Here is a 14,297-nt window from a genome sequence, read left to right as displayed (position 1 = left end):
ATGCTATCGGCGGACGAAACCTATGCTTCGCTGGTCGGCGCTTGGCGGCTGATGTTCGGCAAGGCCGACGGGCTGCGCCTGCTCGACCTTTCGGCGGACGGTTTCTGGAATTCCTTCTACGCCATCGTCGTGGCGGCGCCGGCGCTGATCGTCGGCTGGGTCGGGATCGCCAACGAGATCGGCGATCCGGAGGCCTTCGCCGGGCGCCTCGGCATGCTGATCAGGCTGGCGACGGTGGATATCGGCTCCTGGGTGCTGCCGCTGGTGGCGCTGGCGCTGGTCGCGCCGCGCGCCGGCATCGGCGGCCGCTTCGTCCACTATGTCGTTGCCTCCAACTGGGCATCGGCGATCATCGCCTGGCTGATGCTGCCCTCGGCGCTGCTCAGGCTGTTCCTGCCCTCAACCAGCGAGATCAGCAGCCTTGTCTCGCTGTTCCTGTTCGCGCTGTCGGCGCTGCTGACCTGGCGCATGACCAATGCGTCGATCGGCAAGGGCGCCGCCGTGGGCACCGCCGTCTTTGTCGGCATGTTCATCGCCTCGCTGCTCGTCCTGTTCGGCCTGCAGGCGCTGCTCGGCATCGACATACCGGACAGCACGACGGGTTAAGTGTCGGCGTCCCCGGCGATGGTGAATTTGCCGGGCGTCTCCGGATAGTCGACGCCGACGAGAAAAAGCCCGTCCGGCGGTGCCACCTGGCCGCAGGCTGCTCGGTCGCGCGCTTCGAGCGCCGCCTTGAGATCGGCCGCGCCCCAGGAGCCGTCGCCGACCCGCCTCAGCGAGCCGACCATCGAGCGAACCTGGTTGTGCAGGAAGGAGCGCGCCGAGCTGCGCACCTCGATGAAATCGCCATCGCGGCTGACCTCGAGGCGGTCAAGCGTGCGGACCGGGCTTTCGGCCTGGCACTGGGTGGAGCGGAAGGTGGTGAAGTCGTGCTTGCCGAGCAGCACTTTCGCCGCCTCGTGCATGGCCTCGGCGTCGAGCCGTTTCGGCACCCACCAGACCTTGCCCTTTTCCAGGGCCGGCGGCGCGCGACGGTTGAGGATGCGATAGAGATAGTGGCGGCCGGTGGCGGAAAAGCGCGCGTCGAAATCATCGGCGACAACCGCCGCCTTGAGGATGGCGACGCGCGCGCCGACCGCCTGCAGATGGGCATTCACCGCATCGCGCACCTTGTCGCCCGGCCACGCTTTGGCAAGATCGACATGCGCCACTTGGGCGGTGGCGTGCACGCCGGCATCGGTGCGGCCGGCGGCCCGTATTCTTACGTCTTCGCCGCAGAACTTTTCGATCGCCTGCTCGATCGCCTGCTGCACCGAGGGCTGGTCGACCTGATGCTGCCAGCCCGCGAACTGGCTGCCGTCATATTCGATATCGAGCCGAAAACGCGGCATGCCAGCTTGTGCTTTGCCTTAGCCTAGGCGGCCAAGGCAGTGAAAGCGGAAGCGTAGACCAGCCTGCCGGTCTCGGGCGCATCGCCCCAGGCCAGCGCCTGCAGCGCCTCGCCCTGATACTCGCTGTCGAAATTTGCGGCGCGGCCATGGGTGTAGCCGAAGCGGCCGTAGTAGACGGGATCGCCCAGGACAACGGCCAGCGTCTCGCCGGCTTCCTTGAGGCGGATATGCGCCTCGCGGATCAGCGCACCGCCGATGCCGGTGCCGTGGAAGGAGGGTTCGACCGCCAGCGGCGCCAGGGCGACGGCCGCGAAACGCTTGCCGCCACTCTGCACGTAAAGCCTGGAAAACAGGATGTGGCCGACGACCTGGCCGTCTTCCTCGGCAACCAGCTCGACGACCGCGTCGCCGCCGGTGACCAGGGCATCGACCAGCCCGGCTTCCGCCTGCTGGCCAAAGGCATGTTCTTCGACGAGGCGGATCGCCTCGCGATCCCGCGGCGTCGCCGCGCGTATCGACATCATGCTCATGTCAGTTTCGTTCCTTTTGCGATCTTGGCGCCGCGCAAGAACTCCTGCGCGGCGGCAGGCTTTCCGCCCGCCCGTTGAACTTCGACCAGCCTGACCGCGCCCGATCCGCAGGCGACCGTCAGCCGGTCATCGAGAATTCCTCCCGACTCGCCGACGCCCTCCGAGAGCGCCGAGCGAAGCAGTTTCAGCCGCTCCATGCGGCCGCCAATTTCGACCTCGCACCACGCGCCCGGAAAGGGCGAGAGGCCGCGAATGTGATTGTGGACTTCGCCAGAAGGCCGCGTCCAGTCTACGCGTGTCTCCGATTTATCGATCTTTCGGGCGTAGGTCACCCCTTCCGCCGCCTGCGGGGTAAATGTCAGACAATTTATCCCCAACTGCGCGAGCGCCTCGACCATCAGCGAGGCGCCCTGAACCATCAGGCGGTCATGCAATTCGCCGGCCGTCATATCGGGTGCGATGGCGACTTTTTCAACCAAAGCCACCGGCCCGGTATCCAGACCCTCTTCCATCTTCATGACCATTATGCCGGTCAAGGCGTCGCCCGCCATGACGGCGCGCCGGATGGGAGCAGCACCACGCCAGCGTGGCAAAAGCGAGGCATGGCCGTTGAGGCAGCCGAGCCTCGGCGCGTCCAGAATGGCTTTCGGCAGCAGCAATCCATAGGCGACGACCACGGCGACATCGGCCTGCAGGGCCGCGAATGACACCTGCTCGGCTTCGCCCTTCAGCGATGTCGGCGTCCGCACTTCAAGCCCCAGCCGCTCGGCCTCGCGCTGCACCGGCGACGGCGTCAGTTCCAGCCCGCGCCGGCCGGCGGCACGCGGCGGCTGCGTGTAGACGGCCGCGATCTCGTGACCGGCTTCGGCGATGGCGCGCAAGGTCGGCACGGAAAAGTCCGGCGTGCCCATGAAGATGACGCGATGCGGCATGAGGTCCTGCGATCCTGTCTTACGGGAGGCTCAAGTGCTCGCGCGGCCGAAACGGCCCTCAGCCCACCATCTTGCCCGGCGCCTTGTCCTTGGCGAGCTTCTTGAACTTGCGCACCACCATGTCGCGCTTCAGCTTCGAGATGCGGTCGATGAACAGCACGCCGTTGAGATGGTCGATCTCGTGCTGCAGGCAGGTGGCCATTAGGCCTTCCGCCTGTATCTCCTGCAGCTTACCCTCGCGGTCGAGATATTTCACCCGCACGGAAGCCGGGCGCTCGACCTCGGCATAATAATCGGGAATCGACAGGCAGCCTTCCTCATAGACGGAACGCTGGTCGGAACTCTCGAGCACTTCGGGATTGATGAAGACATGCGGCTGAGGCTCCTCGCCTTCCTTGGCGAGGTCGATGACCAGGAGCCGACGAGGCTCACCGATCTGGATCGCCGCAAGGCCGATGCCCGGCGCGTCATACATGGTCTCCAGCATGTCGTCGGCGAGCTTGCGCAAATCGGCATCGACGCGCTCGACCGGCTTGGAAACCTGGCGCAGGACGGGATCGGGAAGGATGATGAGCGGCTTGATCGACATGGCGTCTCACCTAAGACTTCGCTGGAGAAGCGTCAACGGGGGCAGCTTTTCCCTGCTCACGTTTTGATCTGTGCCGGCGATGCGAATCGGTTATGCTGCGCACATGAACGACATGACCTCCATCCTTTCGCAGCCGGTCGCGCGGCTCGGCGCCACCACGGTCACGCTCGGCCAGGCGCTTGGTATCGTCGCTGTCGTATTCGTCGTGCTGTTCGCCGCGCTCGTCATCGCCCTGTGGCGCGCCGCCAAGGCGCGCGCGGTCGCCGCGGCGGAAGCGGCCGACCATGCCCGTGACACCGAGGCGCGGATGGCCGACATCATGCAGGCGCAGGCCGAGATGCAGGGGCGCATGGGCGCGATCGCCGACGTCTTCGGCGCCAGGCAGGCGGAGCTTACGCAATCGCTCGGGCAGCGGCTCGACGCCATGACCGGCCGCATCGGCCAGACCATGGCCGAGCAGACCAAGTCGACGCATGAAAGCCTGGCCAAGCTGCAGGAGCGGCTGGCGGTGATCGACACCGCGCAGGGCAATATCCAGTCGCTTGCCGGGCAGGTCGTGCAGCTGCAGGCGATCCTCTCCAACAAGCAGACGCGCGGCGCCTTCGGCCAATCGCGGATGGAAGCGATCGTCGCCGACGGGCTGCCGCACGGCGCCTATGAGTTCCAGGCCAGCCTCAGCAATGGCAGCCGGCCAGACTGCCTGGTGCGAATGCCCAACGGCGCGCCGATGCTGGCCATCGACGCCAAGTTCCCGCTGGAAGCGTGGAACTCCATCCGCGCCGCCGAGGGCGCCGACATGCAGAAGGTGGCGGCGCAGGCCTTTCGGCGCGACATCGAGGTTCATATCCGCGATATCGCGGAAAAATACCTAATCCAGGGCGAGACGCAGGACACCGCCTTCATGTTCGTGCCTTCGGAATCGGTGTTCGCGGAAATCCACGAGAATTTCGAGGCGGTGGTGCAGAAGGCGCACCGCGCCCGCGTCGTCATCGTCTCGCCGTCGCTATTGATGCTGTCGATCCAGGTTATCCAAGCGATCCTCAAGGACGCCCGCATGCGCGAGCAGGCGCATCTGATCCAGGGCGAGGTCATCCGGCTGATGGAGGATGTGGCCAGGGTCGACGAGCGGGTGCGCCGGCTGCAGACGCATTTCGGCCAAGCGGCCAAGGACATCGACGACATTCTGGTCTCGACGTCGAAGGTCACCAAGCGCGGCCAGAAGATCGAGGCGCTGGAATTCGCCGAGGGCGAGACCGAGGCGCCGCGCCCGGCGAAGGCCGAAGGCGGCGCGCGTGTGGCGGACACCAAGACGGGCCAGTTGAGGCTCAGGGTCGTCGAGGACGCCGAATAGCCTACTGCTCTTCGAGAGTCGTCATGCCTTCGAATTCCGGCAGCCAGTGCAACGCCGACCTGTGCCATTTCTGTTGTCTGGGAACCAGGTCCTGACGCTGGCTGGCGGTCCCGACCCTGATGCCATAGACCTTCGGACCGTCGCCGACAGACGTTGCATAAAGATGCGAGCCGCAGTCGGCGCAAAAGGCCTGGGCGCGCCTAGCGCCGCTTGCCACGACCTTGATGTAGATCTTCGGCGCGCCCTTGATGATCTTGTAGTCGCTTTCCGGTGCCGGAACGGTGACGCGGAATGCCGTGCCGGTCAGTTGCTGGCAGTCGGTGCAGTGGCAGATCGAGGTCTTTTCCGGGTCGACCTCCGCCTCATAGGCGATCGCACCGCAATGGCATCCGCCGTCGATCTTCATAGACTATGCTCCTCACAAACTTCGCTGCGCTCAACCTAGCTCTCCTCCGAGGCCTCGGCCATGGCCTTGCGTCGCCGCTCCCATGTGCCAGTCGCCTGTGGCTTGACGAAGAGCCTGGAGATTTGCGGCATCTCTTTCTTCAGTCTCGCCTCCAGGCGCTCGACGCAGGCTTCGATGTCGGGCGCGGTGAGATGATCCTCGAATTCGATGCTCAAGCCAGCAACGATTTCCTCCGGACCGACATGGACGCTCAATATGCCGTTCGCCCGCTGGACGGCCGGATCCTCCTGGGCGATCGCCAGCACCTGGCGCTGCGCTTCGGGAGAAGCGGGCTCGCCAATCAACAGTCCCTTGCTTTCGCGCGCCAGAAAAGCCGCTGTCGCCCCCAGGATGATTGAAATGCCGATCGAGCCGACGCCGTCCAGTTCGGGGATTTCGAGAAGCTCGGCGGCCAGGATGCCGGCGAAGGCGACAATGAGGCCGAGTAGCGCGGCGCTGTCCTCGAACAGAACCGTGTAGACACTCGGATCCTTGCTCGACTGTACGGCTTGCAGCCAACCCTGCCTGCCCTTCTGTCGGCGGAACTCCTTCAGCGCCACCAACCATGAGCTGCCCTCGAACAAGAACGAAAGGCCGAGCACGATATAATTGACCTTGGCGTTGACGACCGGTTCGGGCGCCATGATGTGGATGACGCCCTCATAGAAGGAAATGCCGGCGCCAAGCGCGAACACCAAGAGCGCGATGATGAAGCTCCAGAAATAGAGCTCGCGTCCGTGGCCGAGCGGATGCGTCTGGTCCGGCGGCCGCGCGGCGCGATGCATGCCGTAGAGGAGCAGCGTGCCATTGCCGGTGTCGACCAGCGAATGCACCCCTTCCGACAGCATGGCGGACGAACCGGTGAAGGCTGCCGCCGCGAATTTGGTGACCGCGATCGCCAGATTGCCGGCGAGCGCGGCGTATATCACCCGTCTCGATCCACTATGTCCTGCCATCCGATCCCCGGCTTGCCCCTGCGCGCGAGCTTAGCGGCCCGCCCAGCAAAGCTCTACAGACAATGCGCCAGCCTTTGCGAGGTTTCGAACTGGCGTCGCGACCGCAAAATCGGTTGACAGCCGGCCGGCCGGCTCAGCAAAGCCGCACTGCCTCTTGCAGTCCGTCATTTCTCTTGTTTCACTCGGATTGCCCACAATCGGAGGAGCGAATCATGGCTAAAGGTGCGATGAAGGCGGGCAAGGAAGCCCGCAAGCCGAAGAAGGACGCCAAGAAGCCCGCCGCGGCCCCGGCTCCGAAGGCGCCGCCGGTCAAGGCGATGCGCATCAAGGAAAAGTAAGCGGCCCGAATCGGTCGATCCGGCTCCCTGCGGAATCTGAACCGGCGGCATGACAATGCTGCCGGTGTTTTGTTGATCGGAAAACAACCATCCTATATTCAAGGAGCGAGGACGACCTCGCTTCCCGAAAAACCGGCCGGGACGACCCGCCACCAAGCATCTCGGGCGATGCTGGAATGACGGAGCGTTTTCGATGTCCTGGATCTTTCTTTTCTTCGCCGGCCTGTTCGAGATCGGCTGGGCGATCGGCCTCAAATACACCGACGGCTTCTCCAGACCGCTGCCGACCCTTCTCACCATCGCCTCGATGATCGTCAGCCTCGGCCTGCTCGGCCTGGCGCTGAAGACGCTGCCCGTCGGCACGGCCTATGCCGTATGGACCGGCATCGGCACCGTCGGCACGGCGCTGCTCGGCATCTGGCTGCTCAGCGAGCCCGCGACCGTCGTCCGCCTGGCTTGCATCGGCCTCATCGTCTGCGGCATCGTCGGGCTGAAGCTGGTAGCCTAAATTAGAGCTGACAGCACAAATGCATTCAGGGCCGCTTTCGGCGACCCTGACCAATTTTTCCATCGAACCCGGACTTAGAGCGAGTCAGCGATTCACAGAATCGCCGACCCACTCCAAGCTTTTTGGTTCTTGCACAATTCCGGACGGAAAACCGCTACGCACTTTTCCTGGAATTGCTCTAGCGGGCGGAGAAGCCCGGAGGCGTCCTGCCGACGCGCGCCTTGCGGGCGGCGTAGCGTGCGTCACGCTTGGCCTTGCGCGCGGCCTCGTCGGCAAGCTCGAACGCGATGCGCTCGGCTTCCTCCGCCTCGCGGATTTTGGCCTCGGCGGCAGCAGCCTCTTCGGCGGCGATCCGCGCCGCTTCGGCGGCAGCTTCGCGTTCAGCCTTCTCGGCCGCTTCGCGCGCCAGCTTTTCCTGCTTCAGCCTTGCCTTCTCCGCTTCGCGGATGGCGCGGGCCTCGAGGATCGCCTTGCGTTCTGCCTGGCGCGCCAGCACAGCGGGATCATCCGCCGCCGGCTTTGCCTTGAAGCGCGCGAGCAGCGCCTTCTTTGCCTCGTTCGCGGCATTGCGCCGCTCGAAAATGTCTTTTTCCCTGTAGATAGCCAAGTGTACTTCCCTGCAGTCTATTCGCGACGCTTACATACGCGTGAAAGCGGCGAGTTCAAGCGTCAAAACGGTATGCCAGCCATGAAAAAACCGGGCTTGTTGCCGCAGGGATACGGCTTGGCGATGCGCGATGCACTGTTCACCGATCGCGCCTCTGGCGGGCGGCAAGGCATACGGTTACCTAAAGCGCGTTGCGATCTTTCAGATTCGCTCCATGCGCTTTAGGTTTTGATTTTACGCATGTCTTTATCCCGAAACCGATTCCCACTTTCGGGAGACATGCTTTAGAGCGCCAACAGGCAAAAAACCCACATGAACAGGTTCAGGACGCAACCAGATGGAACTCGGTCTCTACACTTTTGCCGATGTCAGCCCGGAGCCGGGTCCCGGCGCCATCGGTCCGCATGAGCGGCTGCGCAATCTCATCGAGGAAATCGAGCTGGCCGACCAGGTCGGCCTCGACGTGTTCGGGCTCGGCGAGCATCACCGCCCCGACTATGCCGCCTCCGCGCCGGTCGTGGCGCTTGCCGCGGCGGCCGAGCGCACGAAGAAGATCCGGCTCACCAGCGCGGTCACCGCGCTTTCCTCCGACGATCCGGTGCGCGTCTTCCAGCAATTCGCCACGCTCGACCTTCTGTCCAACGGCCGCGCCGAGATCATGGCGGGGCGCGGCTCCTTCATCGAATCCTTCCCGCTGTTCGGCTACAATTTGGAAGACTATGACGAGCTTTTCGCTGAGAAGCTCGATCTGTTGCTCGCCATCCGCGACCAGGTGAAGGTGACGTGGCAGGGCAAGCTGCGCGCGCCGATCAACGGCCGCGGCGTCTACCCGCGTCCTTACCAGGAGAAGCTGCCGATCTGGATCGCCATCGGCGGCACACCGCAATCGGCCGCCCGCGCCGGCGTGCTCGGCCTGCCGCTGGCTTTGGCCATCATCGGGGGCGAGCCGGCGCGTTTCGCGCCGCTGTTCGATATCTATCGCGAGGCGGCGCGCCGCGCCAACACCGATCCGGCAACGCTTGCGACCAGCATCAACGTGCACAGCTTCATCGCCGTGACGACCGAACAGGCGGCCGACGACTTCTACGGACCGCAGGCCGAGGTGATGAACCGCATCGGACGCGAGCGCGGCTGGGGCCCGACCTCGCAGGCGCATTTCGACCAGGCGCGGGGTCCCAATGGGGCGCTCTTCGTCGGCAACCCCGAGCAGGTGGCTGAAAAGATCGTCGCCCAGCACAGGATCTTCAACAATGACCGCTTCCTGCTGCAGATGGCGATCGGCACCATGCCGCATGCCAAGATCATGAAGGCGATCGAGCTCTACGGCACCAAGGTGGCGCCGATCGTGCGCAAGGAGACGGCCAAGACCGCGCCAGCGCCGGCTGCCTGACGAGCGATCCGCTCTAAACTGGCCCCCGAATGCGGAAAGCCGACTCTTGGAACCTTGCCCGGAACTCCCGCGTTTCGCGCACAGGCCCGCCATGCATTATCGGCTGGCGGCTTGCAAGGGAACCGATGAAAGCCGAACAGATCGCTTCGGGCGCAAGCGCTGCCGAAAGCCCTGACCCGCGTGCCGATGCCAGGGCGGACATACGCCTGATGCGGTCGCTGGTGATCGGCATCTTCATTCTGATGGCCGCGGCGGCGCTATACTTCGCCCGCGCCTTCTTCATGCCGGTGATGCTTGCCTTCCTGCTGGCGCTGACGCTGACGCCGATTGTGCGCTTTCTGAGAAAGCACGGGATCCCGGAAGTGGTGTCGGCGACGCTGTTGGTGCTGCTGTCGATCTTCATTTTCACCGCCGCCGGCTATCTGCTCAGCGGCCCGGTTATCGACCTCATCAACAACTCCTATTCGATCGGCCAGCAGCTGACCGAGCGGCTGGCGCCGTTCAGGCGGCCGCTCGAACGAATGACGGACCTCGCGCATCAACTGGAAGCGCTGACCGAGACCTCGCAGGAGCCCGGCCTGCAGCGGGTCGCGGTGGCGCCTTCCGGCATCCTGTCCACGGCGGCCGGCAATATCCTGGAAGCAGGCACCGCGATCACCATCGTCTTCGTGCTGTCGCTGTTCCTGCTCGCCTCCGGCACGCTGTTCTACGAGAAGATCGTCCAATCCTTCGCCAGCATGACGCAGAAGAAGCGGGCACTGCGCGTCGTCTATGACGTCGAGCGCGAGATCTCGCACTATCTGCTCACGGTCTCCATCATCAATGTCAGTCTCGGCACGGTGATCGGGCTGGGTCTCTGGGGGCTCGGCATGCCCAACCCGCTGGTCTGGGGGGCGATGGCGGCGTTGCTCAATTTCCTGCCCTATGTCGGCGCGCTGATGACCGTCCTGATCGTCGCCGTCATTGCGCTGATCAGTTTCGACACGATCGCTTACGCGCTCTTGGCGCCGGCCTTCGTGGTGCTGTGCGACGTCGTCGAAGGGCAGTTCGTGACGCCGATGGTGGTCGGGCGGCGCCTCGAGATCAACGCCGTAGCGATCTTCATCGCCATCGCCTTCTGGTCCTGGCTGTGGGGCTTCGTCGGCGCGCTGATGGCGGTGCCGCTGCTGGTCGTCATCAAGGTGTTCTGCGACCACTTCGAAAGCCTGAGCCCGTTCGGCAATTTCCTGGCGGCGCAGCAGACGGCTGTCGTCGATGAAGAGCCGGCCGATAACAACCACAATCAAGCAGCCTGAGGCTGGCCCAATCCCAAATCCCGGCCATTGTTTGCGACACCGGTGACCAGTGCCTATATCGGACCGGTCAAGCCGGACCCGCCCCTGAATGAGCGACTTCGATCTCGATGGCTATTTCGCCCGCATCGGTTACGGCGGACCGGCCGACGCTTCACTCGCCACGCTGCAGGCGCTGCACGCCGCGCACCCGCGGGCGATCCCCTTCGAGAACATCGATGCCTTGATGGGCGTTTCCGTCGGCCTCGACGTCGCTTCACTGCAGGACAAGATTTTTCGCCAGGGCCGCGGCGGCTATTGCTTCGAGCACAATCTGATCTTCATGCACGCGCTTGGCGCGCTGGGCTTCACCGTCAGCGGGCTTGCCGCCCGCGTGCTGTGGGGCCAGCCGGATGACGCGGTCACCGCGCGCAGCCACATGCTGCTGCGCATCGAGCTTGGCGGCCGCACTTATACCGGCGATGTCGGCTTCGGCGGCCTGATGCTGACGGCGCCGCTGCTTTTGGAAGCCGGGCTGGAGCAGCAGACGCCGCACGAAACCTTCCGCCTCGTCGAGACCGGCGGACAATTCCGCCTGCAGGCCGAAATCGGCGATGATTGGCGCACGCTCTACCGCTTCGACCTCGGCCAGGCCTATGAGGTCGACTACCGGGTCGCCAGCCATTTCCTGTCGACGCATCCGAGCTCGCATTTCCTGTCGACGCTGGTCGCAGCACTCGCTTTGCCCGACCGGCGCTACGCGCTGCGCAACAACCGCCTTTCGACGCATCGTGCCGGCGGCCGCAGCGAGCAGCGCGAGGTCGCGACGGCCGCCGAGCTCGCCGACGTGCTGGAGGACCAGCTCGCCATCGTCATTCCCAACCGCGCCGCCTTCGAGGCAAGGCTCAGGGAAAAACGCATCGTGGAGACCTGACCAATGACCGCCCTTTCGGTTCTCGACCTGTCGCCGATCACCCAAGGCAGCACCGCTTCGCAGTCGCTCGCCAATTCGCTCGACCTCGCCCGCCATGCCGAGCGCCTGGGCTACAAGCGCTACTGGCTGGCCGAGCACCACAACATGCCGGGCATCGCGAGCGCCGCGACATCCGTCGTGATCGCGCATGTCGCCGGCGGCACCAAGTCGATCCGCGTCGGCGCCGGCGGCATCATGCTGCCCAACCATGCGCCGCTGGTGATCGCCGAGCAGTTCGGCACGCTGGCGGCACTTTTTCCCGGCCGCATCGACCTCGGACTCGGCCGCGCGCCGGGCACCGACATGCTGACCGCGCGGGCGCTGCGCCGCAACCTGGAGTCTGCCGACAATTTCCCGCAGGACGTGGTCGAGCTGATGGGCTATTTCCAGCCGGCCGAGGAAGGCCAGCGCATCCGTGCCGTGCCGGGCGAAGGCCAGACCGTGCCGGTCTGGATACTCGGCTCCAGCCTCTATGGCGCGCAGCTCGCAGCGCTTCTCGGCCTGCCCTACGCTTTCGCCTCGCATTTCGCGCCGGCCGAGCTCGACCATGCGCTGGAGGTTTATCGCACGCGGTTCCAGCCGTCGGCGCAGCTCGACAAGCCTTATGTCATGCTCGGCCTCAATGTCTCCGCCGCGCCGACGGACGCTGAGGCGAAGCTGTTGTTCAGCTCGCTGCAGCAGGCCTTCGTCAATTTGCGCAGCGGCCGTCCGGGGCAATTGCCGCCGCCAGTCGAGAATTACGACCGCGATCTCGACCCGATGGCGAAAACCATGCTTGCCCAGGCGCTGTCCTGCGCCGTCGTCGGTTCGCCGGAGACGGTGCGCCAGGGCATCGATGCCTTCGTCCGCCGCACCGGCGCCGACGAATTGATGGTGACGGCGCAGATCTTCGATCACGCGGCGCGCGTGCGCTCCTACGAGATTCTCGCCCACGTGCACAAATCGATGTCGAAGGCGGCGTGATCGCGCAGTCACTTTCGCCTGACATATTGGTCTGTTAAGGGCGCGCAGATGTCCCTCTCAGCCAAGAGTTCCCCGTGACCAAAGATCTCGACGACCGCATGCATTTTGCCATCGACCTGGCGCGCCGCGCCGGCGAGCTGGGGCTGAAATATTTCCGAGACCTCGACAACCTGGCCGTCGAGAGCAAGGGGCATCAGGACCTAGTTTCGGAAGCCGACCGCGAGGTCGAGCTGTTCATCCGCGCGGCGATCGCCGAGGCCTATCCGCAAGACGGCATCATCGGCGAGGAGCATGCTGCGGTGACCGGAACAACCGGCCATGTCTGGGTGATCGACCCGATCGACGGCACCGCCAATTTCGTGCGCGGCATTCCCGCCTGGTGCGTGGTGATCGCCTGCGCCAGGGACGGCGAGACGGTGGTCGGCGTCATCCATGAGCCTTCGACCGACGAGACGTTCTACGGCCGCCTGGGCGGCGGCGCCTTGCTCAACGGCAAGCCGATCAAGACCAGCAATGCCGCGTCGCTTTCCGAGGGCGCCGTCGGCACCGGGCTGTCCAACCGCGCCTCGACCAAGAATGTCGTCACTCTCATCAGCCTGATCATGGCGGAGGGCGGCGTCTTCTACCGCAATGCTTCCGGAGCGCTGATGCTCGCCTATGCGGCGTCCGGCCGGCTGCTCGGCTATGTCGAGGAGCACATGAACGCCTGGGACTGCCTCGCCGGCATGCTGCTGGTCGAAGAGGCCGGCGGAACGGTGCTCAGAGCCGATCCGAAGACGGTGCTCGACCAGGGCACGCGGGTGATCGCCGGCGGCAGCCGCATCTTCCCGAGATTGCAGGCGCTGTGCGCAGAGGCCCTCGAAGCTACGCGCTGACGCTCTGCGCGATCGCGCCCAGCGGCCGGCAGGAATTGCGGATCATCAGCCGGCCCTTCAGCACCAGCTTGCGCGGCGGCGCGTCGCGGTTGCCGGCCAGCCGGTCGAGCAGGAGGTTCGCCGCCTGCTCGCCGATCGCCTGCACCGGCTGCGCCACGGTGGTCAGCTGCGGCACGAACACGTCCGACCAGGGAAAGTCGTCGAAGCAGGCGACCGAAATGTCCTCGGGGCAAGAGAGGCCGATGTCGCGGATCGCTTTCATCGTGCCGATCACCATCGGGTTGTTGGCCGAGAAGATCGCGCTTGGCCGGTCGTGCAGCGACAAGAGCTGCATGGTGGCGTTGTAGCCGTCGATCTCGTGGAAATTGCCGGAGCGTATGAGTTCCTCCGCCACCGGCAGGCCGGCCGCCTGCAGCGCCTCGCGATAGCCGATCATGCGGTCATGCATGGGGGATATGTCGGACGTGCCGGTGATGTAGCCGATGCGCCGATGGCCAAGATGGATGAGATAGGTGACGGCGTCGTACACGGCGCGCTGGTTGTCCAGCACCACCGCGTCGGTGTCGACGCCTTCGCAGAGGCGGTCGAGCAGCACCACCGGCACATTGGTGTCCTCGACGATGCCCTTCAGAAGGCCGCCGTCGCCGACACGCGCCACGATCAGCCCGTCGACCATGCGATCGAGCAGCAGGCGGATCTGCTCGTCCTGCGTGTTCAGATCCTCGTCGGTGCAGCACAGCATGACGGCATAGCCGGCGCGGTCGAAGGCCTGCTGGATGACCGAGACGACATCGGTGAAGAACGGGTTGGTGATGTGCGGCACGGTGAGGCCGATGGTGCGCGTGGTGCCCATCTTAAGGCTGCGGGCGATGGCATTGCGCTTGTAGCCGATGTCGCGGATCGCCTGCTCGATGCGTTGCGTAAGCTCGGGACTGACGGTGGCGGTACCGTTGAGCAATGCCGACACGGTGGCCACGGACACACGCGCCGCCTCAGCCACATGCAGCATGGTCGGCGCCGTGGATTTCCGCTGTTTTTTCTGCTCTGACGCCGTCATTTTCGAAACGTTTAGCCGCCCTTATCTGGCTAAACCTACGTAAACCCGGCGCTTTTCGCAAGAATTGAAATGCATCAATCCTCAGAGAACAGATAGGCGCTTGACACGTTCGAAACGTTTC

General features: G+C 64.8%; 17 protein-coding genes. 9 read left to right on the top strand and 8 right to left on the bottom strand.

Annotated features, from left to right (window positions below):
• Complete coding sequence (locus EJ068_RS15815; protein WP_127251078.1) at positions 1-606, top strand: transporter; 606 nt, start codon at positions 1-3, stop codon at positions 604-606.
• On the opposite strand, the gene truA is transcribed toward EJ068_RS15815, so the two are convergent.
• From truA to def, 4 genes are read right to left on the bottom strand one after another with little or no spacing between them, the layout of a single operon-like run.
• Positions 603-1,391: a tRNA pseudouridine(38-40) synthase TruA gene (gene truA, locus EJ068_RS15810; protein ID WP_127251074.1), complete on the bottom strand. Its 789-nt coding sequence runs from the start codon at positions 1,389-1,391 to the stop codon at positions 603-605. The two genes, EJ068_RS15815 and truA, sit on opposite strands and share 4 nt — an antisense overlap.
• 23 nt (positions 1,392-1,414) lie before the next feature.
• Positions 1,415-1,921, bottom strand: coding sequence for an N-acetyltransferase (locus EJ068_RS15805; protein ID WP_126080160.1), 507 nt, complete (start codon positions 1,919-1,921; stop codon positions 1,415-1,417).
• Positions 1,918-2,853, bottom strand: coding sequence for a methionyl-tRNA formyltransferase (gene fmt / locus EJ068_RS15800; RefSeq protein WP_127251073.1), 936 nt, complete (start codon positions 2,851-2,853; stop codon positions 1,918-1,920). Before fmt ends, EJ068_RS15805 begins: the two co-directional genes overlap by 4 nt.
• Before the next feature lie 58 nt (positions 2,854-2,911).
• The gene (gene def, locus EJ068_RS15795; protein WP_127251072.1) at positions 2,912-3,442 is read right to left on the bottom strand and encodes a peptide deformylase; all 531 of its coding nucleotides are present in this window, start codon (positions 3,440-3,442) and stop codon (positions 2,912-2,914) included.
• A gap of 103 nt (positions 3,443-3,545) precedes the next feature.
• Between def and EJ068_RS15790 the strand changes: the two genes are divergently transcribed.
• A complete protein-coding gene (locus tag EJ068_RS15790; RefSeq protein ID WP_127251071.1) occupies positions 3,546-4,793 on the top strand; it encodes a DNA recombination protein RmuC in 1,248 nt (415 codons plus the stop codon).
• A 1-nt stretch (position 4,794) separates the two neighbouring features.
• On the opposite strand, the gene EJ068_RS15785 is transcribed toward EJ068_RS15790, so the two are convergent.
• Positions 4,795-5,199 (bottom strand): GFA family protein, encoded by a 405-nt coding sequence (locus tag EJ068_RS15785; protein ID WP_127251070.1) that lies wholly within the window; start codon positions 5,197-5,199, stop codon positions 4,795-4,797.
• A 35-nt stretch (positions 5,200-5,234) separates the two neighbouring features.
• Positions 5,235-6,194 (bottom strand): cation diffusion facilitator family transporter, encoded by a 960-nt coding sequence (locus tag EJ068_RS15780; protein WP_127251069.1) that lies wholly within the window; start codon positions 6,192-6,194, stop codon positions 5,235-5,237.
• Positions 6,195-6,406: 212 nt separating this feature from the next.
• Between EJ068_RS15780 and EJ068_RS33680 the strand changes: the two genes are divergently transcribed.
• On the top strand, positions 6,407-6,532 hold the full coding sequence (locus EJ068_RS33680; RefSeq protein WP_095819016.1) for a hypothetical protein: 126 nt from the start codon (positions 6,407-6,409) through the stop codon (positions 6,530-6,532).
• A 193-nt stretch (positions 6,533-6,725) separates the two neighbouring features.
• Positions 6,726-7,040: a quaternary ammonium compound efflux SMR transporter SugE gene (gene sugE, locus EJ068_RS15770; RefSeq protein WP_127251068.1), complete on the top strand. Its 315-nt coding sequence runs from the start codon at positions 6,726-6,728 to the stop codon at positions 7,038-7,040.
• 178 nt (positions 7,041-7,218) lie between these two features.
• Here sugE and EJ068_RS15765 read toward each other — a convergent pair whose 3' ends face one another.
• Positions 7,219-7,647 carry a DUF6481 family protein gene (locus EJ068_RS15765; RefSeq protein ID WP_126080153.1) on the bottom strand — a complete coding sequence of 143 codons (429 nt, stop codon included), beginning with the start codon at positions 7,645-7,647 and terminating at the stop codon, positions 7,219-7,221.
• 337 nt (positions 7,648-7,984) lie between these two features.
• Here EJ068_RS15765 and EJ068_RS15760 point away from each other — a divergent pair, with 337 nt between their 5' ends.
• The 5 genes from EJ068_RS15760 (at position 7,985) to EJ068_RS15740 (ending at position 13,119) form a co-directional block, all read left to right on the top strand.
• Positions 7,985-9,037, top strand: a complete 1,053-nt coding sequence (locus EJ068_RS15760) for an LLM class flavin-dependent oxidoreductase (protein ID WP_127251067.1) — start codon at positions 7,985-7,987, stop codon at positions 9,035-9,037.
• A 125-nt stretch (positions 9,038-9,162) separates the two neighbouring features.
• Positions 9,163-10,332, top strand: a complete 1,170-nt coding sequence (locus EJ068_RS15755) for an AI-2E family transporter (protein ID WP_127251066.1) — start codon at positions 9,163-9,165, stop codon at positions 10,330-10,332.
• Between the two features lie 88 nt (positions 10,333-10,420).
• Positions 10,421-11,242, top strand: a complete 822-nt coding sequence (locus tag EJ068_RS15750; protein WP_127251065.1) for an arylamine N-acetyltransferase — start codon at positions 10,421-10,423, stop codon at positions 11,240-11,242.
• Between the two features lie 3 nt (positions 11,243-11,245).
• On the top strand, positions 11,246-12,244 hold the full coding sequence (locus tag EJ068_RS15745; RefSeq protein ID WP_127251064.1) for an LLM class flavin-dependent oxidoreductase: 999 nt from the start codon (positions 11,246-11,248) through the stop codon (positions 12,242-12,244).
• A 74-nt stretch (positions 12,245-12,318) separates the two neighbouring features.
• Entirely contained in the window at positions 12,319-13,119 is an 801-nt protein-coding gene (locus tag EJ068_RS15740) for an inositol monophosphatase family protein (RefSeq protein WP_127251063.1), read from the top strand.
• On the opposite strand, the gene EJ068_RS15735 is transcribed toward EJ068_RS15740, so the two are convergent.
• A complete protein-coding gene (locus EJ068_RS15735; protein ID WP_127251062.1) occupies positions 13,109-14,128 on the bottom strand; it encodes a LacI family DNA-binding transcriptional regulator in 1,020 nt (339 codons plus the stop codon). The two genes, EJ068_RS15740 and EJ068_RS15735, sit on opposite strands and share 11 nt — an antisense overlap.
• Positions 14,129-14,297 lie beyond the last annotated feature (169 nt).

It is taken from the genome of Mesorhizobium sp. M2A.F.Ca.ET.043.02.1.1 (assembly GCF_003952405.1).
Taxonomy (GTDB): Bacteria; Pseudomonadota; Alphaproteobacteria; order Rhizobiales; family Rhizobiaceae; genus Mesorhizobium.
This window is presented reverse-complemented; position numbering and strand designations above follow the sequence as displayed.